This is a genomic window from Streptomyces sp. NPDC019396, from assembly GCF_040632375.1.
Taxonomy (GTDB): domain Bacteria; phylum Actinomycetota; class Actinomycetes; order Streptomycetales; family Streptomycetaceae; genus Streptomyces.
Genome location: NZ_JBEYBS010000004.1, coordinates 231534 through 251827, shown reverse-complemented (window position 1 = coordinate 251827; position 20294 = coordinate 231534). Strand labels below are relative to the sequence as shown.

Genomic DNA, 20294 nt, shown 5'->3' with positions numbered 1-20294 from the left:
GGACCACATCACGTGCCGCGGTGGGCCCAGGTGTGCGGGCGCGCCTCAGCCGGCGTCGCCGACCAGGCGACGCATGATCGTCATGAGTTCGTCGGGCGGGGAGATGCTCATCGTCCCGCTCTCCTGGTCGAAGTGCGTGATCGATGTCAGGGTGCCGGCGCGCCACCAGAAGACCCGGGGGGAGAGGCGTCCGGGGCCGTCTTCGTAGGCGCCCTGCCCGAACTGTGCCAAGGCGTTGACGGCCTCGGGCACGTGTCTGTCGGTGAGCGGGTAGAAGGCGAGGTTGTGCCGGTTCGGGACGACCAGCAGCGCACCCTCGTCCGGTATCCCGGGGCCGCCGCCTGCCCGCACCGCCTCGTCGAAGACGAGCACCTTGCTGGCCGCGAACACCGACTCCGGGTGGCCGAGGATGTGGAGGACCGCGCCACCGGGGAGCTCGAAGTTGTCGTAGTCGACCGGCTCGCTGAGCAAGTTGGCACGCGCGGCGGCCGCGAGGGTGTCCCGCTCGACGAGGGCCACGTCGGCGTCGCTGAGGACGCGGACGTTGTCAGGGGTGTCGAGGACGAAACCCGCCAGGAGGTCCGTGGCCAGCGGTCGCAGGTAGCTGAACTGCCCTCGTGCCTCCTCGGGTATCGATTCCTCGGCGACCAGCCGCAGGTACACGCCGCGCAGGGGGTCCTGGGCACTGCTGTGGTCGGTGCGGGCTGACGGGTCGCTCATACGCGGTTCCTTGGGGTGTGCGGCCTCGGCGGGGCGCCGGGCACAGCTGGTGGGTGGTCCGTCGGACGGCTCACGACAAGGGCTCCTCTTCCTTGCTCTGCCGCATCCACCGCCCGATGACGCTCGGGACCACATAGATCAGGGCGAGCATGCCGAAGAGGACGGGAATGTTCAGGAGTCCGATCACGGCCCCTGCCGCGTTTTCAAGGAAGGTCGTCGTGCGGCCTTCCTTGAGATAGGCGGTGGTGGACACGTCATCGCTGAACCCGCTGGCCGAGAAGAAGCCCAGGACGGTGAAGAAACCCAGCGTCAGCCAGTAGGCCTGGTTCTGCGCGAACCACCTCGCCCGGTTCTGCCAGCTGCGCTCCGTCGTCAGCCAGACGGCCGCACCGACGAGACCGGACACCCCGAGCAGCCGCACCCAGGTCAGGAAGGTGGGCAGGGTCAGCGCGGCCAGGAAGGCGCTGAGCCCGAGGGGGACGAGCCAGGCCAGCCCGATGAGCGGCCGGCCGAGGATGCCTTCGTGGATCCAGGGGCCGGGTTCGGGCTGGGGGACCTTGCCCCGCCAGCCCTGTCCGCCCTGCGAACCCGCAGGGGTGGGTGGGCCGGTGTGCGGCGGAGGGGTGCGGGGCGAGGTCGACGGCGGCGGGGTGCGCGGTGGCGGAGGGCCTTGCGTAGGCCCCTGGGTGCGTGCGTCATGGAAGCCCGCGCGCTCGGCCTTCGGGTCCGCCTCGGTACGGGGCGGAGTCCCGTGGTGCGCCGACCGCGCATCGCGGTCGTCCCGTGCCTCCAGGTTGAGCAGTTCCTCGGAGGTCCGGGCGATGAGGAACGCCACCGGAGCGGGCAGCCAGGTGTCGGCCGTCGAGTCCTGCGCTCGTGTCCGGACGGCGAGTTGGGCGCCGGTTGGCCTGCGGTCGGGGTCCGGGTCGAGGCAGTGCTGGATCAGTGTGAGCAGCGCCCGGTCCACATCGGGGAGCTGCCCGACCAGCGTGCCCCGGTGCGGGACCTGCCCGCTGGCCGCGAAGGCCAGCGTCAGCCCGTAGCTGTAGATGTCGCTGGCGGCCGTGACCCGCTCGCCGTACGCCTGCTCGGGCGACATGTAGGCAGGGGTCCCGATACGGGCGCCGCTGACGGTCAGTGCCGTGTCCAGAGCCACGTGCACGATGCCGAAGTCGATGAGCCGGGGGCGCGCGGTCGCGAGCAGCACGTTGGAGGGCTTGAGATCGCGGTGGACGAGGCCCTTTCCGTGGACGTGCTCCAGGGTCTCGGCGAGATCGGCGGCGAACCGCCACAAGGCGTCGGCCGGCAACGGCCCGTAGCTGTCCACGGCGTGCTGGAGCGAGGGGCCCGGCACGTACTCCGACGCGTACCAGGGATGCAGCTCGTCCACCCCGGCGTCGACCACCGGCACCGTGCCCGCCCCGGCAGCGCTCCGCACGGCCTCCACCTCGCGCCGGAAGCGGTCACGGAAGCCGGGTACCGCCGCCATGTCGGTGTGGATCAGCTTGAGTGCGACGGACCGCCCACCCGCGTTGCGCGCGAAGTAGACCCGGCCCATGCCGCCTTCACCGAGCCGCCCCAGTACGCGGTAGCCACCCACCGCGCGCGGGTCCTGCGCGTCCAGCGCCTCCATCGACCGCCCCCGTCCGCGTCACACGAATCAACAGTCACCTAGGGCGACTTGGCATTCTCGCACGCGTGATCATCACAGGGGCAAGCCTGTGCGCGCGGGGCAGTCCGGGGCCCCGCCGCAATAGCGCCGATTTTCCCTTGTCCACAGGATGTCCACAGGCTAGGGTCACCCGGGCATTTATGGGGGGATCACGGCAGGTGGGGGACATGGCAGGGGAAAACGGCGTGCCCGGGCAAAGACCGGGCACGAAGGAAGCGACCGCGAACGGGTGGGGACAGGCCATAGCGGCCTTGGTCGTGGTGGGCGCGCTCACCGGCGCCCTGTTCCTGTCCCAGCAGGCGTCGTCCGCGGACAGCGCCCCCGCGCGGTCGCCCGGCACCTGCCTGCCCGAGAGGCCCGAGGAGCCCGAGAAGGCGTCTTCGCGTGTTTCCGGGGCGGAACTCTGCGAGACGCTGAACCGGCCCGATCTCGCCGCACTGCTGGGCACGCCGGGGGAATCCCCGACGAAGGCGAACGGGAGCGACAGCGCCGTCGGGAAGATCGCCATTCCCGAAGGCCAGGTCGAGTTCGCGACGTATTCCGTGAATCTGTCAGCCACCTACGACGGCGAGCCGGTGGCCGGGTCCAGTGACTTTCTGCGGAACGCCGCCCAGCACAGGACGTTTCTGGGCCGCCCGGCGGTCCTCTATTCGACCCAGACCATAAAAATCAGCTTCAATCTCGGCGGAAGTGGCGGAAGTGGCGGAAGCAGCGGAGGCGGCGGAAGTCCCAGTCTCCCCGCCCGCACTCTCACCGTCGCCCAGGACGCGAAGGACGGCGGCGGCTCCTTCGACGTCACCCTGTGGCGCACCGACGGCTCGGTGCCCGATGACGCGACACTCCTCCGCGTCGCCGAAACGGTGCTGCCGACGATCCCGGGCTGGGACGCGGAGGGGCCGCTACGCTGAGCCCGGGAGCCCCTGGAGGACGCGGTGAACGACATGACCCCCGACCAGATTCGGCGCATGCACGAGGTGGTCGAGCACCTCTCCGCATACGCCGAACAGCTTGAGAAGGGCTGGAAGGTCGAAACGACGGACGGGGAAGTCAAGCTCGTGATGATGAGCCCGAATCTGCCCCACACCACCAATGTGGACGCTTTTCGGGACCAGATCAGAGAGCAGACCCCGGGCATCTCCGCCGTCAACGACACCGATATGACCGATCCGGCCACCGGCCTGAAGAAGGTCCCCGATCTGATGGCGTTCCCGACGGAGGACATCGACCCGCAGGCCGAATCCGTCGACCCGCGCGCCGTGCTGCTCGTCATCGAGATCGTGTCGAAGAGCAACCCGAAGAACGACCTCGTCACCAAGCTGGAGGACTACCCCCGGATGGGTGTCCCCCTCTACGTCGTCGTGGACCCCCGGGACGGCACCCTCGCCGTCCACTCGGCGCCCAAGCAGGGTCCCGACGGGCTGAGATACCGCTCCTCCGTCCCGTATGTCTTCGGAGACACCGTGCCGGCCGGGCGCTGGACCTTCGACACCAGCGGTCTCGTCCGCTACCGCTGAACTTCCCCGCCGCTGACGGGCCGTGCGGGTCCGCGCGCCAGGGTCACGGGGCGGCGGCGAGCATCACGCACGCCTCGACCCCGTTGACTCGTCTCACTCCATGGACAAATGACTGCAACCCGCACCGTCAGCGCCACGCCGTAATCGGCCAACGGACGGCTCCACGGTCAGCGGCATCGGCCGGGACAAGGCCCTTCAGATCTGGTACAAGGCGCTGACGACGTACTTCACGTCGAGCACCAACCACAAGTCGGCCCGCACCGGCACCCTGTCGGCGGCGTCCACCCTGTACGGCTCCGGCAGCACGGAGTACAAGGCGGTGGCCGCGGCCTGGTCGGCGGTCAACGTCAGCTGACCGCCGTGCGGCAGCTGTGAACACGGCGATACCCGGGACCCAGGTGCCCCGGGTATCGCCCTACTCTTGTGACCCATGCCCCAGGCACTCTTCACCTACGAACCCGTCGGCGCGACTCGCGACGACCTGGCCTTCTGCCCACCCGGCTTCCACCCGATGTACGGACGCACCCGACTCGGCGAGGGCATGGAGGTGTTCCGCCTGGCGGCCGAAGCGGTGCTCACCTGGGAACTGCACCGCGCCATGGGCGTCGGCATAGACGCCACCGCCGACCGCGCGGCCCCCGGCGTGGATGTCACCGTCACTCTCGGCGGCCTGATCAAGGCTCCCTGCCGCGTCGTGTGGACGGTCGAGGAACCCCGCCGCGCCGGCTGGGCCTCCGGCACCCTCGCGGGCCACCCCGAGTGCGGCGAGGAGGCCTACATGGTCGACCGCACGGGCGACGGCACGGTCTGGCTGACCGTGGCCGCGTTCAGCCGCGCCCAGAAGTGGTACGCCCGCGCGGGCGGACTGGCGACGCGCGGGCTCCAGCACGCGTACGCACGCAGGTGCGGGTCCGTTCTGCGCAAGCTCTGCGAGTCGGCCGCGGAGTAGGCACCGTACGGGCGGTCTTCGCGGATCGGGCCGCAGCGCCGAATGCCCGGGGGCGCCGCACGCCGCAGCTGTCCTCGCGCTGCCCGGGACGATCGACCGGACAGGGCCTGTTCCCAGCCGCGGCAGGAGGAGCAGCGACGGCACGAGCGCGAGTGGGACCCCCTCAGCCGCCCGGCCAGACGATCGCCTGCGTCTCGCTGTACGCGTGCAGCGCGTACGAGCCCACGTCCCTGCCCACCCCGCTCATCTTGAAGCCGCCGAACGGCGCCTCCATGTTCCGCCCGATCGTGTTGATCCCGACGCCACCGGCCCGCAGCCGCCGGGCCACCCGGAAGGCGCGTGCCGCGTCGCCGGACCAGACGTAGTCGATCAGGCCGTAGTCGCTGTCGTTGGCCAGCGCGACACCCTCCTCCTCGTCGTCGAAGGGGACCACGACCACCACCGGGCCGAAGATCTCCTCGCGTACGATCCGCATCTCGCTGGTGCAGTCAGCGAACAGCGCCGGGGTCACGTAGAAGCCCTTGGCGAGGCCGGGGCGTTCGCCTCCCGCGACCAGACGGGCGCCTTCCTTCCTGCCGAGTTCGACGTAGGACTCGACCCGGTCGCGGTGGGCGGCGGAGATCAACGGGCCGACCACCGTGCCGGGGGCGGCCGGATCGCCGAGCTTCAGGTAGCCCATGTAGGCCGTGAGCTTCTCGATCAGACGGTCGTGGACGGCGCGCTGGGCGATCACCCGGGTCGGCGCGGTGCAGATCTGGCCGCTGTAGAACGAGAAGGTGGTGCCGATGCCCATGACCGCCGCGTCCAGGTCGGCGTCGTCGAAGACCAGCGCCGCACCCTTGCCGCCCAGTTCCATCAGCTGCCGCTTCATGCCGCGTCCGCACACCTCGCCGATGCGCCGGCCGACGGATGTGGAGCCGGTGAAGCTGACCATGTCGACGTCCGGCGAGTCGACGCCCGCCTCGCCGACCTCCGTCCGGGAGCCGCTCACCACGTTCACGACTCCGGGCGGGGCGCCCGCCTCCTCGAGGGCCTCGGCCAGGGCTTCCGCCATCCGGTAGACGGACAGCGGATCCTGCGGCGCCGGCTTCACCACGACCGTGTTGCCCATGGCCAGGGCGGGGGCGACCTTGCCCGCAGGGTTGGCCCAGGGGTTGTTGTACGAGGTGATGCAGGTGACCACACCGACCGGGCGGCGGGCGGCGAGTGCGCCGAAGATCCCCGCCCTGCCCATCGGGCCGGCCTCGTTGATCTGTGGGGGCAGGCCCTGTTCGACGGGTTCAAGAGCGCCCTTGGCGTACCGGCGGAAGCGGGACACCCCCACCGCGACCTGCATTCCGCGGGCCGTTCCGGTCGTGGCGCCGGTCTCGGCGCGGGCGAGTTCCGCGTAGGCGTCGAACTCGCGCTGGATCATGTCGGCGGCCCGGTCGAGGATCGCCGCACGCTGCTCGGGCGGTGTACGGGACCAGGGCTCGAAGGCCGCCCGGGCCGCTGCCGTCGCCTCGTACACCTGGTCGCGGCTCGCCTCGGGGGCGAGGCCGACGACCTCCTCGGTGGCCGGGTCGATCACCTCGTAGTGACCGCCGTCCGGCTCGGTCCACTCGCCGCCGACGTACAGCCGCTGGGCGTTGCCACGGGTGTTCACCGGGTGCTCACCGTCCTCGTGTCACGGCCCGAGCGCAGCACCTTGCCGGGGATCGCGCCGGTCACCCGGTCGTCGCGGATGGTCTCGACGCCGTTGACGCGTACGGACACGATGCCGACGGCCCGTGAGTCGAGGCGGGGGCTGTCGCCAGGCAGGTCGTGGACGAGGGTGGCGGGGCCGGCGTCGATCCGCTGCGGGTCGAAGAGCACCAGGTCGGCGTGGTGGCCTTCGGTGATCCGGCCGCGTTCACGCAGGCCGAAGAGCTGCGCTGGATCGTCGGTGAGCATCTTCACGGCCTGCTCCAGCGGGAGGAGTTTCCGCCCGCGCAGGCAGTCGCCGAGGAAGCGGGTGGTGTAGGGGGCTCCGCACATCCGGTCCAGGTGTGCGCCCGCGTCGGACCCGCCGAGCATGACGTCCTCGTGCTGCCAGGTCTCGGCGCGCAGCGCCCACGACGCCTGGTCGTTGTCGGACGGCATGGGCCACAGCACGGTGCGAAGTTCGTCGTTGGCGCAGATCTCGACCAGGCACTGGAAGGCGTCCTGGCCGCGCTCCGCGGCGATGTCGCGCACCACCCGGCCGGTGAGTCCCGCGTTCTCCGGGGAGTACGTGTCGCCGATGACGTAACGCTCGAAGTGGGCGAGGCGGCGGAAGACCCCGGCCTCCTTGGAGGAGGCGCGGCGCAGCATTTCCGCCCGTACGCCGGGGTCGCGGAGTTTCGCGATCCGCTCGGGTACGGGCAGGCCGAGGATCTCGCCCCAGCCGGGGATGAGGTTGAGGGCGCAGAAGGTGCCGAGCGACATGTTCATGGGCGTGAGGATCGGCATGGTGAGCGCGACGATCCGGCCGCCCGCCTTGCGTGCGCGTTCGCTCGGCAGGAGCTGGCGCGGCACCCGCTCGGGTACGGCGGCGTCGATGGTGAGCACGTTCCAGTTGAGCGGGCGGCCCGCGGCGGCGCTCATCTCCACGAACAGGTCGATCTCGTCGTCGTCGAACTGGTCGAGGCAGCCCGCCACGATCGCTTCGAGCTGGGTGCCCTCGTGGTCGGCGACGGCACGCGCGAGTGCGAGCAGCTCGGCGGGCCCGGCGTGGCGGGAGGCGACGGGGTGGCCGTCGCCGTCGGAGTGGGTGGACGACTGCGTGGTGGAGAGGCCCCAGGCGCCCGCGTCCATCGCCTCGTGGAAAAGCCGGAGCATGGCGCCGAGTTGGGCGGGGCTCGGCTGCCCGCCCGTCGCGTCCGGACCCATCACGTGGCGGCGCAGCGCGCAGTGGCCCACCATGAAGCCGGCGTTGACGGCGATGCGGCCTTCGAGCGCGTCGAGGTACTCACCGAAGGTGTGCCAGTTCCAGGGTGCGCCTTGTTCGAGCGCGACCAGGGACATGCCCTCGACCCTGGACATCATCCGGCGTGTGTAGTCGGCGTCTTCGGGGCGCTCGGGGTTGAGCGGGGCGAGGGTGAATCCGCAGTTGCCGCCCGCGACGGTGGTCACACCGTGGTTCATGGAGGGGGTGGCGTACGGGTCCCAGAAGAGCTGGGCGTCGTAGTGGGTGTGCGGGTCGACGAAGCCGGGGGTGAGGACGAGCCCGGTCGCGTCCTCGCTGGTCCCGGTCTCCTCGGTGAGGCTGCCCGGTTCGGCGATGACGGCGATGCGGCCGTCTCGTATGCCGACGTCCGCGGTGTAGGCGGGGGCGCCGGTCCCGTCGACGACGGTGGCTCCCCTGATCAGGTGGTCGAGCATGACCGCGTCCCTTCTGGCATGCCTCGTGGGGTCTTGTGGATGTGGCCCGGCCGGAGGGCGTCGCGGCCGGCCGCGACCGCGTTGCCCTCCGGCCGGGCCGGATGCGGGTGGCGGTCCGGGAAGCCACCGCCCGCGGTCTCCACAGGGAGTGCTCCCTGTCAGGCGGCTGCTTCGCGGAGGCGGGTCGTGCGGTGCACGGGGTCGGTGTCGATCTTCGGGATGACGTGCTCGCCGATCAGCTTGATCGACGTCATCGTGTCCTCGTAAGAGATGCCGATGGGCAGCCCGAACGACAGCTGGTCGGCTCCCGCCTGGTCCCAGCGCTTGCACTGGGCGAGCACCTCGTCCGGGTCGCCGCAGATCATCAGCTCCTCGGCGATGAGGAGTTCGATGATCTCGGCGCTGTACTCGGGCAGCAGCTCGGGCCACTCGGGGATGCCCTCGGGGCGCGGGAAGGTGTCGTGGTAGCGGAAGAGCAGGGACTGGAGGTAGTTGAGCCCGCCGCCGACCGCGATCTCGACCGCCTTGTCGTGGGTCTCCGCGCAGATCGCCGTGGAGGTCACCATGACGTTGTCGTTGACGAAACCGCCCACCGGACGGGCGTCCTTGACCGCCGTCTTGTACGACTCGACGACCCACTCCATGTCGGAGACCTTCTGCACGCTGAAGCCGAGCACCCCGAGGCCCTTCTGGCCCGCCATGGCGTACGAGGACGGCGACCCGGCCGCGTACCACATCGCGGGATGGGACTTTCCGTACGGCTTGGGGAGCACCTTGCGCGGCGGCAGGGACCAGTGTTTGCCCTGGAATCCGGGGTACTCGTCCCGGAGCCACATCTTGGGGAACTCGGCGATGGTCTCTTCCCAGATCTCCTTGGTGTGGTTCATGTCGGTGATGCCCGGCATGAAGCCGAGGATCTCGTGGGAACCAGCGCCACGACCGGAGCCGAACTCGAATCGGCCTTCGGAGAGATGGTCGAGCATGGCGACCTTCTCGGCGACCTTCACGGGGTGGTTGACGGGCGCGAGCGGGTTGAAGATCCCGGAGCCGAGGTGGATTCGCTCCGTGGCGTGGGCGAGGTAGCCGAGGAACACGTCGTTGGCGGAGAGGTGCGAGTACTCCTCCAGGAAGTGGTGCTCGGAGGCCCAGGCGTACTTGAAGCCGGACTTGTCGGCCTGGATGACGTACTCGGTCTCCTCCATCAGCGCCTTGTGCTCGGCGAGCGGGTCGGTCTCGGCGCGCTTGCCGAGGTATCCCTGTACGAACAGTCCGAACTCCATGGAACCCACCACCGTCCCGTGCCCGCGTGTCTGGGGCGTTGTTTCTGACACTCCGTCAGTTCTGGATGCCCCCGACTGTTCCACCGAGCCCCTGGCGCGTCAATACCTGACGATGCGTCAGAACAGGTTCACCCCGGCCAGCCAGCCCCCGTCGATGACGAACGGCTGCCCGGTGATGTACGAGGAGTCCTCGCTGGTCAGGAACAGCGCCAGCCTGGCCACCTCCTCGGGCTGCCCGACCCGCCCCAGCGGCACCAGCTTCCGGTACACCGCGTCGAGCGCCGCCGCGTCCGCGCCCCCCGGGTTGCTCATCGGGGTGTCCACCGCCCCAGGGCACACGGCGTTGACGCGGATCCGCTTGGCCGCGAGCTCCATCGCCGCGACCCGCGTCAGCCCGAGGATGGCGTGCTTGGTCGCCGCGTACGCCCCCACGCAGTGCATACCGGTGAGCGCGGTGTACGAGGCGGTGTTCACGATCGTGCCGCCACCGGCCGCCTCGATCTCGGGCGCTACGGACTTGATGCCGAGGAACGCGCCTATCTGGTTGACCTGGATGATCTGCTGGAACTCCTCCAGCGGTGTGCTCACCAGCTCGTTGAAACGCAGGATGCCCGCGTTGTTGACGAGGCCGTCGATCCGCCCGAAGGCCTCCCGGGCGGCGGCGACGGCGCCGGCCCAGTCGTCCTCCCGGCCGACGTCCAGACGCACATAGCGGGCGACGCTCTCACCGAGCTCCTTGGCGAGCGCCTCGCCCTGGTCGTCCAGGACGTCGGCGAGTACCACCTTCGCCCCCTCGGCGGCGAACAGCCGGGCCTCCTGCTCGCCCTGGCCGCGCGCGGCGCCGGTGATGAGCACGACGCGTCCGTCCAGCTTCCCCATACCCGTACTCCTATACATCGAGGTGTGGCGCCACTTCGGCGGAGAACGCCGCCATCTGGTCAATGAGTTCGCTGCGGCTCCGGCTGCGGAACCGCACCTGGATCTGGTCCACGCCCATCGCGCCGTACGCACGCAGCGACTCGGCGACGGCCTCCGGCTTCCCGGTCAGGGTGCGGCGCCCGACCTCCCAGGCCGCGTCGCCCACGTACAGCGGCTCGGTGATCGCGCCGATGACGATGGGCCGCCCGATCCCCGCCTCCGCGCGCAGCTCCCGGATCCTCGCGATCTGCGCGGGCAGCCGGTCACGCGGATCCCCCTGCGGCAGCCAGCCGTCTCCCTTGAGCGCGGCGCGGCGCACGGCGGCGGGCGACGAGCCGCCGACCCAGAGCGGTATCTCGGACTGGGCGGGCCGGGGCTGCTGCCCGAGCCCGTCGAAAGCGAGGTGTTCGCCCCTGAAGCTGGGGAACTCCTCGGGCCCGAGGGCGGCCCTGAGCGCACCGATCGTCTCGTCGAGCACGGCACCACGCCGCTCGAAATCGACGCCCAGCACCTCGAACTCCTCCCGCACGTGCCCCGCGCCGACCCCGAGGATCAGCCGCCCGGATGAGAGGTGGTCCAGCGTCGCGTACTGCTTGGCGGTCAGCAGCGGATGCCGCAGCCCGACGACGGCCACATGACTGAGCAGCCGCACCCGCTCGGTGGCGGCGGCGAGGAAGGAGAGCGTGGCGACCGGGTCGTACCAGACGGTGGACATGGCCCCGGCGAGCCTTCGCGGGATGGCGACGTGGTCGCAGCTCGCGATGTAGTCGAACCCGGCACGGTCAGCGGCACGGGCGATCGCGACGAGGTCGCCCGGGCTTGCGGAGACCTCCCAGGTCTCCGCGTAGATGGTGCTCTGCGACTGGACTGGGAGCTGCATCCCGTAGACCACCATGACCGGTCCCTTCGCCGCGGATGACGGAATCCTGAACTGACGCACCGTCATATTCGATGGGTCACCATGGTCTTGGCTGGCGCCCCGACGGGCAAGGGGGGTGTGCGCGATCGCGGAGCGGAAGGCAGACGGCCGCGGGTGCGCACGGATAGCGTGCACACCATGATCGATCCATACGGGGAACCTGACGACACCGCAGTGGCCGTGGCGGCCGTACGTGCCGGGGCGGACATGGTGCGTGCCATGTACGGCCGGCGGCTCGACCGCATCGACAAGGGCGCGGGGGACTTCGCCACCACCGCCGACGTGGCGGCGGAACGGGCGATCCTCGAGGTCATCCGTGCCGCCCGGCCCGGCGACGCGGTGCTCGGCGAGGAGGGCGGACAGCAGGGGGCCTCCGGTGCGGTGCGGCGGTGGCTGGTCGACCCGCTGTGCGGCACGCTGAACTACGCCGTCGGCAACATGCTGGTGGCCGTCAACGTGGCGCTGCGCGGCGGGGCGGCGGCGGTGGCGGACCCGTTCAGTGGAGAGGTCTTCTTCACCGACGGCGAGACCGCGTGGGTGCGCGGCGACGGCGGCGACACACGGCTCGCGCCCACGGCCGCGACCCGGTTGGTGGACGTGAACCTGGATCCGCCGTTCCCGAACGCGCCCGGATTCCGGGCCGTGGACATGCTGGCCGACGAGGAGTTCGTGGGGCGCTTCCGGCCCCGGGTCGTCTCGACGACGCTGGCGCTGGCCTGGGTCGCGGCCGGCAAGCGGGCCGCATACGTGACCGACGGCGGCGATCTGTCGGGGAGCGTGCACTTCGCCGCCGGTATCGCGCTGTGCCGGGCCGCGGGCTGCGTCGTCACCGGGGTCGACGGTGGCCCGATCGGGGCGACGGGACGCGGACTCGTGGTGGCCGCGGACGCGGACTCCCATGGGCGGTTGATGTCGGTCATCCGAGGCCGGCAGTAGGCCGGGGCCGGCTCCGTTCGGACACCCGGTACGTGACCGCTGATCGGCCGGCTCGGCCGAAGCGTCATGTCGCGTTCGTGCCAGCGCTGACGGTCCCGCTCCCAGGAGAGTGAGTGGTGGCTCGCATTCCTGATCGCGGGTCCGTCCGTCCGGCACTCGGCGAAAGGCGCAGCGCATGCATGTCGTCCCTGGGCTCAAAGTCCTCTACTTCGGGACCCCGGTGGTGCTGATCAGTTCACTCAACGAGGACGGCACGCCGAACCTGGCGCCGATGTCCTCCGCGTGGTGGTTGGGCCAGTCATGCATGCTCGGTCTCGGCGACAGCGCCCAGACCACGGCGAACCTGCTGCGGGAGCGCGAATGCGTGCTCAACCTGCCCTCGTCGGCCATGGTCGGTGCCGTTGACCGGATCGCACTCACCACCGGCAAGCCGGTGGTTCCGGACCACAAGGCGAAGCAGGGCTACCGGTACGAGCCCGACAAGTTCTCCGCCGCCCGGCTGACCGAGCAGGCAGCGGAGCTGGTCCGGGCGCCCAGGGTCGCGGAATGCCCGGTCCAGCTGGAGTGCCGGGTCGTCTCGGCCCATCCCTTCGGCAGTCCCGCTCCACATGCCACCGCCTTCCAGGTGGAGGTCCTCCGGGCCCATGTCGAGGAGGAACTGGTCATCCCCGGAACGTCCTACGTGGACCCGCACGGATGGGATCCGCTGATCATGAAGTTCTGCGAGTTCTTCGGCGGTGCGCAGCACATGCACTCGTCGAGGCTTGCCCAGGGGTGGGAGATGCCGCACCCGCGCCGGCCGGCGGCCGTCCGAGCCGTGACCTCAAGCCCGGACTACCCGGCGGTTCAGGCAGCCGCGGCGACCTCGGCGTCCAGCGCCGCGCGGAGCCAGTCGTCGGCGGCGCCGAAGGTCGGGTCGGCGGGGTCGGACAGTTCGGCGGCGAGGTTCCAGTAGCGGGCGATCACCGGGTCCGCGATCCGGTCCAGAAGGTGACTGAGCTGGCGACGGAACTCAGGAGTGTCGTGCATGCCGCGTGACGCGGCGTACGCGCAGACATAGGCGTCGAGCGCGTCGCCGGCGGCTGGGGGCCTCCCGGCCCGTACGTCCGCCACGACCAGGTCGTACGCCTCCCCCAGGCCCTCATAGAGCACGGCCGGGCGGCAGTTGCGGTCGGGCTGGCGCGGGACGGGGCGGCAGAAGTCGGTGACGGGGCGGGGGCCGGTGGCGAGGGCGTGCATCCGGGCGAAGGTCAGCACCTGGGACGGCGTCGGGTCGGACGGAAGCTGCGGGACGGCTCCGTCGAGGATGGCCGAGACCAGCCGGGCCGGGAGCCTGGGGGGCAGCACGCCACGCCAGAACCGCGCCAGCGCGGCCGTGGTGGGCGGCGCGGACACGGCGCCGACCAGGCGGAGCCGCTCGGCGCGCTCCTCGGCGGTGCAGTCCCGCAGGAGATGCAGGGCGGCCTCGCGCCAGCGCAGGGCGGCCAGCCGTGGGCCGATCTCCGCCAACTGGCCTGCAATGACGTCCTCCAGGGCGGCCTCATGCTCCAGGACCCGGCCCACCTCAGGGACCGGCAGGTCCAGGGTGCGCAGCGAGCGGATCAGACGGAGCCGGTCGAGGGCCCCCGGGCCGTAGCGGCGATGACCTCCGGTACTCCGGGCGGTCTCGGGCAGCAGGCCCCGGTCCGTGTAGAAGCGGACGGTCTTGACGGTGACGCCCGCGTGCTGGGCGAGCTCGCCGATGCTCCACATGCCGTCCGGCGCATCGGGGTTCACGGGGCGATCCGGTGCCATGGCTTGAACCTCCCTCAGGGGGAGTTCCTACGGTACCCGCGAGCGCGGCCGGCCACGGGGGTACGGCCGCGCCGGACCTGCGCGTATGAGGAGGCGTTCATGACGGGGTTCGTTCTGGTGCCGGAGATCCACACCGGCGGCTGGATCTGGCAGGACGTGGCCGAGCGGCTGGGGGCAGCAGGGGCGGGCGCGTATCCGGTGACGCTCACCGGGCTCGGAGAGCGGCGCGAATCGGCCGGGCCCGGCACAGACCTGGAGACACACATCGAGGATGTGCTGCGGATCGTCGACCGGGCGGAGGAAGCCGAGTTGGTGGTCGTCGGGCATGGCGGGGGTGTCGCCGCCGCGGTGGGCGCGGCGGCGCGGCGCCCCCGGCGGGTCGTGCGGGTCGTCTGTATCGACGCTCCCCCGGCCCGGCACGGTGAACCGGCCCTGGCGCTGCTGGCGGATCAGGCACTGCGGGAGAGCCTGTCGGGCAGGGGCGGGCCGGGTCCGGACGACTGGCGGGTCCGCCCGCCTGAGGCGGGCGAGTGGCACCGCCTGGGCAGTGTGGACGGGGTACCGGCGGACGTGTTGGCGCTGTTGCACGAGCGGGCGGCGCCACAGCCACGGGCGACCCTCACCCAGCCGCTCCTCCTGCCGGACGGGGACGGGTTCGGCGGCCTACCGACGACGGGAGTGCTGTGCACGGCCAACGGGCCGGGCATCGAGATGGTCGAGGCGATGGTGCGACTCGGGGACCCTCGCCTGAAGGGACTCGTCGACCAGCAGGTCACTCTCTTCGAACTCGGTACCGGGCATTGGCCGATGCTCTCGTGTCCCGCCGAACTGGCCCAGGTGCTCATGCGGTCCGCTGCCGGCGAGGGTCACCGGCTGTCGGACGCCGTGACGAGCGAGCAGCCCGCACATCTGAAGCCGTTCCTGATGGATGTGCCCGAGCGGCGACGCGAGCGCACGGGGCGCGTCGATCTGTACCTGCCCGACGACGGCACCGGAGCCGAAGGGCCGCGCCCCGCTGTTGTGTTCGTCCACGGCGGCCCGGTCCCCGCCGAGGCACGGCCCGCGCCCCGCGACTGGCCGGCCTTCACCGGCTACGGCCGGTACGTCGCGGGCTCGGGCGCGGTCGGTGCGACCGTGGAACACCGGTTGCACAGCCTCGGGGACTACGCGCGGGCTGCCGATGACGTCGCCGAGGCCGTCGCACTCGTACGCGACGATCCGCGGGTGGACGGCGACCGTGTCGCGTTGTGGTTCTTCTCGGCGGGCGGGCTGCTGGCGGCGGACTGGCTTGCGGCGCCGCCGCCGTGGTTGCGGTGCCTGGCCGCGACCTATCCGGCGCTCGCGCCGCTGCCCAACTGGGGGCTCGCCGACACGCGATTCAACCCAGCCCGCACCATCGCCGAGGCGCGACGGCCGTCGCCGCCGATCGTGCTCACCCGGGTGGGGCAGGACTGGCCGCAGCTCGCGTCGACGGTCGACGAGTTCCTGATCGCCGCCGGGGAGTGCGGGGCAGACGTCGAGATCATCGACGTGCCCCACGCGCATCACGCCTTCGAGACGATCGACCACACCTCCGAGGCACGCGAGGCGGTGGAGCGTGCGGTGCGGTCCGTGCTCGGGCGGCTGCGGGAGTGAGCGCGATCGGGTGTCATCGCGTAGTACCGCGGTTCACCGACGGCGGCGGAGTGCCGCAGCGCGCCTTCGGCTGTCGCTGTGGGCACGACACTCGACGCCGGGTGGCGCCCGCACGGGGGCCATGTGGAAGACCTGTGGTGCCAGGCATGTCCATGGCGGTCATCTGCTAACTTCCTGACGGTTGTGACCTGGGCGCGACTTCCCCGCGCGGGAATTGCGTTCGGTCAGACCGCAGGAGACGGGGGAAAGAGCCGTGGACGGCTACCAGGTCGGGCACAAGGGCATGTCAGGACAGGCCGGCGAACTGGACGGGTCCGGCGACGACGTGGGCAAGATCCGCAAGGCCATCACCAACGCCATGTGCTACCCGCAGGACACCCTGGGCGGCTGCGACACCGGACCCGCGTTCGAGGCGTTCTCGGCCGCCTGGGAAGCCGAGACCAAGGTCCTCGAAGCGGCCCTGCACGAACTCGCGGACAAGATCCGCCTCTCCAGCCAGGCGTACCGCGACCCCGACATCGACGTGCGCAGGGGAACCAGCTCCATCGCCGTCGACTCGGCGGGCGAGCGGGGCGACGCGGCCGGGAAGTCCGACGAGGGCATCAGCACCATGCCGGTCTACGCACAGCGCCCGTCGGCGCTGGGCAGCTACTGACGGGTCCTACGTCCATGACGGAATCCACCAACGACCGCAGGCAGAAGCTCAACGGCCTGCGCGGGCGCATCTCCTCGGCCGGCAGCAAGAACGATCTGATCGACGCGATCCAGGACGCCCTCGCCGTCTCGGCACCGGTCGGCGACCCGAAGGTGATCGAGTCCCTGGGCAAGCGCTACACCGGCCAGACCGACGAGGCCGACAAGGTGGGCGACCGGATCGACGGCGTCGCCCGCAAGGGACTGCCGCAGGTCTGGGTCGGCGACACGAGTGTGCTCGCCTCCGACGTGGTGAGCGCCGCCGCCGGCGACGCCCGCCAGATGATCGAGGCGTTCCAGTGCGGCGGCAAGGCCCTCATCGCGCTGTCCGACGCGCTGGAGACCGCGCAGACGAAGGACGGCAACGGCCGCAGCATGCTGCGTGACGCCCGCACTCTGCTGGGCGGCAGGGACGGCTTCTTCGACGACTGGCACGAGGACGACGGCGAGGAGGAGGTCCGGCTGCGGGCACGCTCGCTGGCCTCGGTCGGCGTCGACGCGCTGCACGAGGCAGCCGCCGAAGCCGACGAAGCCGCCCGCATCGCGTCCCGTGACCTGAACAAGATGGCCGCCGAGGCCCGCGCCGGCCAGATGGATACCGACGAGCTCACCGCCGCCGACCGCCTCGCACTGGCCGACACCAGCAACCCCGGCTACAGCGAAATGAACGAGATCCTCACCGCCAACGACCTCGAACGTGCGGGCCGCGCCATGGAGAAGCTCTCCACCGCCGACCAAACGCGGATGGAAATCCTCCTGGTGAGCGCATCCACCCCGCAGGAGAAGGCGTACCTCATGAAGGCCCTCGCCGCGGGCTACGGCATCGGCGAGGTCGAGGAGTTCGGCGGGAAGATCCACGGCAAGGACCCGGGGTGGCTCCAGCAGCACCTGACGCCGATCAGCACCGGCATGCCCCCGGGGCAGAAGGGGAAGGAGGAGCACAAGTACGGCGACAAGCTCTGGGACCAGGACGGTCCCACCTGCGTACCGTCCTCGACGGTCACTGCGCGGGCGCTGGTCGACCCGGTCTACGCCCTCGAACTCACCGGCGGCCCCGACGGCAAGGACGACGACCCCGATCGCTTCCTCGAGCGCCTGCGCGACGAGCAGCTCCGGATGTACGAGGAGGGCGACGGCGACTACGAAGGCTGGTGGTGGGACCGCCAGATGGCCGGCATGGACTCCGACGGGCAGGAGAAGATCTCGAACAACGAGATCGGCCCGCACACCGGCGACAAGTACGACACGCAGGACATGGACGGCGCCGACGACCGGCGCGATGTGCTGCCCGACATCGAGAAGTCCGTGGCCGAGGGCAAGCCCGTCCCCATCAACGTCTCCCGCAAGGACGAGGACGGCGACTGGGTCGGCCACAGCCTGGTGATCGTCGGGCAGGAGGACGGGATGCTCCAGGTCTACAACCCCTGGGGAACCACGGCGTGGGTGAGTGAGGACGACTTCATCAAGGGCGATCTGAGCGCGGCCACCAACGAGCGCTACTCCAAGGGCCACGGCGGCGATCTCGACACCGTCTACATCGAGCGGGACTGAGGATGTCGATGCGGTCTTCCCTGCGTACGGTGCCCGTGCTGGCCGTCCTGCTTCTCGCCCTCACCGGCTGCGGCGACGCCGAGTACGAGACCGACGAGCGGACCATCACGGTCGAGAGCGGTGAGAAGTTCTCGCTGGATGTCCCAGCCTGGGCGCCTCTCGGCCAGAACTGGTACCTGGCGGACCCGGCGCCGGACCCGGAGGTCCTGGAGTACCGGGGCAACCGCGAGCGCGACGTCTCCGACAGAGACGGATCCGAGCTCTTCGACTTCACCGCGCTCTCGCCCGGGAAGACGACGGTGAAGCTGCTGTTCTGCCCCTACGGCCGTTGCAGCAGCGCCGAGGAGGTCGCGGCATCGCCGGTCCCGACGGCCACCGGCACACCGACGGACTCGGACCACGACGCCGCCTACTACGTCTACACGATCACCGTCCGCTGAGCCGGACCGGAACGGAAACGACGATGAGCCACGACCCCTCCCCGCGCACCGACGACGAGATGCTCGCCGACACCGATATCGAGGTGCTGCTGCGCCACGGCCTCAGCCGCGACGCCTTCCGCACCATGCTCTTCGGAGACGGTGCGATCGCCGCCGCCGTCACCCTCGACCGGCTCGGCGTGCTGCCGCGCTCGGTGAGGTACGTCGCGAAGATCGTCCGGGCCGGGGGCCTCACGTACGCCGCCGGGCTGGCCGAACCCCTGCCGTCAGGGTCCGCGTCCGCATGCCTGCGGGACTGGCTGGAGGCCGCCGCGCAGGTCGGCGGGGCACCGGATGCCGAAGCCCGCGCGGCACGTTGGCTGGACACGGTGGCCGACCTCATCGGCCTGCGCCGCGGCAGCCGGGCCGTGCCGGCGGGGCCCGGTCCGGCCTGATCCAGGTGCCCGGTCCGGCCTGGTCCTGTCTGATCCGGACGACCGGTCCGGCCTCCGGTCAGCCGAGCAGCGCGTACACCGTCGACGCACGGGCGGCCGGCTCCTCCTCGCCCTCCGCCGTCATCGTGATCTCCACGAACGCCATCCGCTTCCCCAGCTTGGAGATACGGGCCTCGACCAGCACATCCGCGTCCGTCACCGCCCGCTGGAAGGTGGTCGACTGCTGGACCGTCGTCATCGGTACGAAGCCGCCACGCGCCGAGGACACGGCGATCACCGTCGCCGTGTCGGCCGCCGCCATCAGGGCCTGGCCGCTGAGCGCCCCGCCCTCCCGGGCGAGCCGGTCGGACCACGGCAGGCGCAGCACGGCATGGCGCTCCCCCGTCTCGGCCACGGAGAGACCGAGGTCGAGCACCCACGGGGCGAAGTTGTCGGACAGGACCTTGTCTGCTGCGGCGAGCGAGAGCGTCATACGCCGATGGTGCCGGGTCGGAGCGCCCATGGGTACGGGGCACCCGCGTGTCGCCCCACCGATACGGCACCCGGGCGCCGATGCGGCACCAAACCTGCCTGCAACGCACAAGCCGCCCTCATACAGGACACCGACGGGCCCCGAAGGGAGCGCGGTCTTCGCCTCGGGATACGGTCGGTCGCGCGGATTCGCATAACCGAATTTGCGCAACCAAGTCGTACTGCAAGGGAATTGAAAGTGATGAACGGGAAGTACAGGAAGAACCCATGGGTGCGCGCCGCCGCGCCCGTTGCCGTCCTGGCCCTGGCGCTGACCGCCTGCAACGGTGGTGACGACGCGGCCGGCACCGGCAAGGAGTCCGCCGGCCCGGGCAAGAGCAGTGCTCCCGCCAAGGGCAGCACGGGCGAGTTGGAGGACGGCGGGTCCGACGACCTCCAACTGGGCGCGGGCGAGAGCGCGAAGGCCGCCTTCAAGGAGGACGACGGCTCCATCACGTACTCCGTCGCCGCGCAGAAGGTGAACATCGGCACGGAGGAGGACACCAAGAAGCTCGTCTCGGACCCCGCGAAGGCCAAGGGCTTCGTGCCCGCCGTCGCGTACGTGAAGTACACGAACGAGGGCGGCGGCACGGTGGCCTCCTACCCCGATGTCGGCGACAACGTCGAGGTCTACGCCGACGGCAACCGCGGCAGCATCCTCATCGGTGCCTCGGAGGACGCGCCCGGCTGTGAGTCGGACAGTGACATCGAGAACTGGGGCAAGGGCCAGAGCCACGTCATCTGCCAGACGTACATGATCCCCAAGGGGTCGAAGGAAGTGGCCGTGCACTGGGCGTCCGACGAGGACAGCAACAAGCCGTACGTCTGGACGTTCAAGGCCTCCTGAGCCCGGACCGGTTCGCCCGTGAGGGATGACTGTCATGCCCCTGACATAGACTGACAGCAGCACCACACCACCCCCGCCGCCCCCCGCCGCCGCCCAGGACT

At 70.8% G+C, this 20294-nt stretch carries 20 protein-coding genes and 1 pseudogene; 12 read left to right on the top strand and 9 right to left on the bottom strand.

Annotation, left to right across the window (positions count from 1 at the left end; genetic code table 11):
• Window positions 1-45: 45 nt before the first annotated feature.
• Together ABZ532_RS06605 and ABZ532_RS06600 are read right to left on the bottom strand one after the other, a co-directional pair.
• On the bottom strand, window positions 46-720 hold the full coding sequence (locus tag ABZ532_RS06605) for a hypothetical protein (protein WP_361280018.1): 675 nt from the start codon (window positions 718-720) through the stop codon (window positions 46-48).
• A 70-nt stretch (window positions 721-790) separates the two neighbouring features.
• A complete protein-coding gene (locus tag ABZ532_RS06600; protein ID WP_361280016.1) occupies window positions 791-2353 on the bottom strand; it encodes a serine/threonine-protein kinase in 1563 nt (520 codons plus the stop codon).
• Window positions 2354-2559: 206 nt separating this feature from the next.
• Between ABZ532_RS06600 and ABZ532_RS06595 the strand changes: the two genes are divergently transcribed.
• From ABZ532_RS06595 to ABZ532_RS06580, 4 genes and pseudogenes are all read left to right on the top strand, one after another.
• On the top strand, window positions 2560-3300 hold the full coding sequence (locus ABZ532_RS06595) for a DUF6215 domain-containing protein (protein WP_361280015.1): 741 nt from the start codon (window positions 2560-2562) through the stop codon (window positions 3298-3300).
• Between the two features lie 33 nt (window positions 3301-3333).
• Window positions 3334-3906, top strand: coding sequence for a Uma2 family endonuclease (locus ABZ532_RS06590; protein ID WP_361280124.1), 573 nt, complete (start codon window positions 3334-3336; stop codon window positions 3904-3906).
• Between the two features lie 148 nt (window positions 3907-4054).
• A pseudogene (locus ABZ532_RS06585) lies at window positions 4055-4261 on the top strand (M4 family metallopeptidase); the annotation flags it as partial.
• Between the two features lie 75 nt (window positions 4262-4336).
• Window positions 4337-4855: a DUF1990 domain-containing protein gene (locus ABZ532_RS06580; protein WP_361280014.1), complete on the top strand. Its 519-nt coding sequence runs from the start codon at window positions 4337-4339 to the stop codon at window positions 4853-4855.
• A gap of 163 nt (window positions 4856-5018) precedes the next feature.
• On the opposite strand, the gene ABZ532_RS06575 is transcribed toward ABZ532_RS06580, so the two are convergent.
• The 5 genes from ABZ532_RS06575 to ABZ532_RS06555 form a co-directional block, all read right to left on the bottom strand.
• Window positions 5019-6500 (bottom strand): aldehyde dehydrogenase family protein, encoded by a 1482-nt coding sequence (locus ABZ532_RS06575; RefSeq protein ID WP_361280013.1) that lies wholly within the window; start codon window positions 6498-6500, stop codon window positions 5019-5021.
• Window positions 6497-8236 carry a D-aminoacylase gene (locus ABZ532_RS06570; protein ID WP_361280012.1) on the bottom strand — a complete coding sequence of 580 codons (1740 nt, stop codon included), beginning with the start codon at window positions 8234-8236 and terminating at the stop codon, window positions 6497-6499. Before ABZ532_RS06570 ends, ABZ532_RS06575 begins: the two co-directional genes overlap by 4 nt.
• Window positions 8237-8394: 158 nt before the next feature.
• Complete coding sequence (locus ABZ532_RS06565; RefSeq protein ID WP_361280011.1) at window positions 8395-9516, bottom strand: LLM class flavin-dependent oxidoreductase; 1122 nt, start codon at window positions 9514-9516, stop codon at window positions 8395-8397.
• A 117-nt stretch (window positions 9517-9633) separates the two neighbouring features.
• On the bottom strand, window positions 9634-10395 hold the full coding sequence (locus ABZ532_RS06560) for a glucose 1-dehydrogenase (protein ID WP_361280010.1): 762 nt from the start codon (window positions 10393-10395) through the stop codon (window positions 9634-9636).
• 10 nt (window positions 10396-10405) lie between these two features.
• Complete coding sequence (locus tag ABZ532_RS06555) at window positions 10406-11329, bottom strand: LLM class F420-dependent oxidoreductase (protein ID WP_361280123.1); 924 nt, start codon at window positions 11327-11329, stop codon at window positions 10406-10408.
• Window positions 11330-11491: 162 nt separating this feature from the next.
• Here ABZ532_RS06555 and ABZ532_RS06550 point away from each other — a divergent pair, with 162 nt between their 5' ends.
• Both ABZ532_RS06550 and ABZ532_RS06545 read left to right on the top strand, forming a co-directional pair.
• The gene (locus tag ABZ532_RS06550; protein WP_361280009.1) at window positions 11492-12289 is read left to right on the top strand and encodes an inositol monophosphatase family protein; all 798 of its coding nucleotides are present in this window, start codon (window positions 11492-11494) and stop codon (window positions 12287-12289) included.
• A 175-nt stretch (window positions 12290-12464) separates the two neighbouring features.
• Window positions 12465-13244 (top strand): flavin reductase family protein, encoded by a 780-nt coding sequence (locus ABZ532_RS06545; RefSeq protein WP_361280008.1) that lies wholly within the window; start codon window positions 12465-12467, stop codon window positions 13242-13244.
• Here ABZ532_RS06545 and ABZ532_RS06540 read toward each other — a convergent pair.
• Window positions 13136-14083: a MerR family transcriptional regulator gene (locus ABZ532_RS06540; RefSeq protein ID WP_361280007.1), complete on the bottom strand. Its 948-nt coding sequence runs from the start codon at window positions 14081-14083 to the stop codon at window positions 13136-13138. The genes ABZ532_RS06545 and ABZ532_RS06540 overlap by 109 nt on opposite strands.
• Window positions 14084-14182: 99 nt before the next feature.
• On the opposite strand from ABZ532_RS06540, the gene ABZ532_RS06535 reads away from it, so the two are divergent.
• From ABZ532_RS06535 to ABZ532_RS06515, 5 genes are all read left to right on the top strand, one after another.
• A complete protein-coding gene (locus ABZ532_RS06535; RefSeq protein ID WP_361280006.1) occupies window positions 14183-15718 on the top strand; it encodes a dienelactone hydrolase family protein in 1536 nt (511 codons plus the stop codon).
• A 253-nt stretch (window positions 15719-15971) separates the two neighbouring features.
• On the top strand, window positions 15972-16373 hold the full coding sequence (locus ABZ532_RS06530) for a hypothetical protein (protein WP_361280005.1): 402 nt from the start codon (window positions 15972-15974) through the stop codon (window positions 16371-16373).
• 14 nt (window positions 16374-16387) lie between these two features.
• Complete coding sequence (locus ABZ532_RS06525; protein WP_361280004.1) at window positions 16388-17962, top strand: peptidoglycan-binding protein; 1575 nt, start codon at window positions 16388-16390, stop codon at window positions 17960-17962.
• Between the two features lie 8 nt (window positions 17963-17970).
• Window positions 17971-18402: a hypothetical protein gene (locus tag ABZ532_RS06520; RefSeq protein ID WP_361280002.1), complete on the top strand. Its 432-nt coding sequence runs from the start codon at window positions 17971-17973 to the stop codon at window positions 18400-18402.
• 23 nt (window positions 18403-18425) lie between these two features.
• Window positions 18426-18836, top strand: a complete 411-nt coding sequence (locus ABZ532_RS06515; RefSeq protein WP_361280001.1) for a hypothetical protein — start codon at window positions 18426-18428, stop codon at window positions 18834-18836.
• Between the two features lie 58 nt (window positions 18837-18894).
• Here the strand turns inward: ABZ532_RS06515 and ABZ532_RS06510 are convergent, their stop codons facing one another.
• Window positions 18895-19308 carry a PaaI family thioesterase gene (locus ABZ532_RS06510; protein ID WP_361280000.1) on the bottom strand — a complete coding sequence of 138 codons (414 nt, stop codon included), beginning with the start codon at window positions 19306-19308 and terminating at the stop codon, window positions 18895-18897.
• Window positions 19309-19548: 240 nt separating this feature from the next.
• On the opposite strand from ABZ532_RS06510, the gene ABZ532_RS06505 reads away from it, so the two are divergent.
• The gene (locus tag ABZ532_RS06505) at window positions 19549-20193 is read left to right on the top strand and encodes a hypothetical protein (protein WP_361279999.1); all 645 of its coding nucleotides are present in this window, start codon (window positions 19549-19551) and stop codon (window positions 20191-20193) included.
• The last annotated feature ends 101 nt before the right edge of the window (window positions 20194-20294 follow it).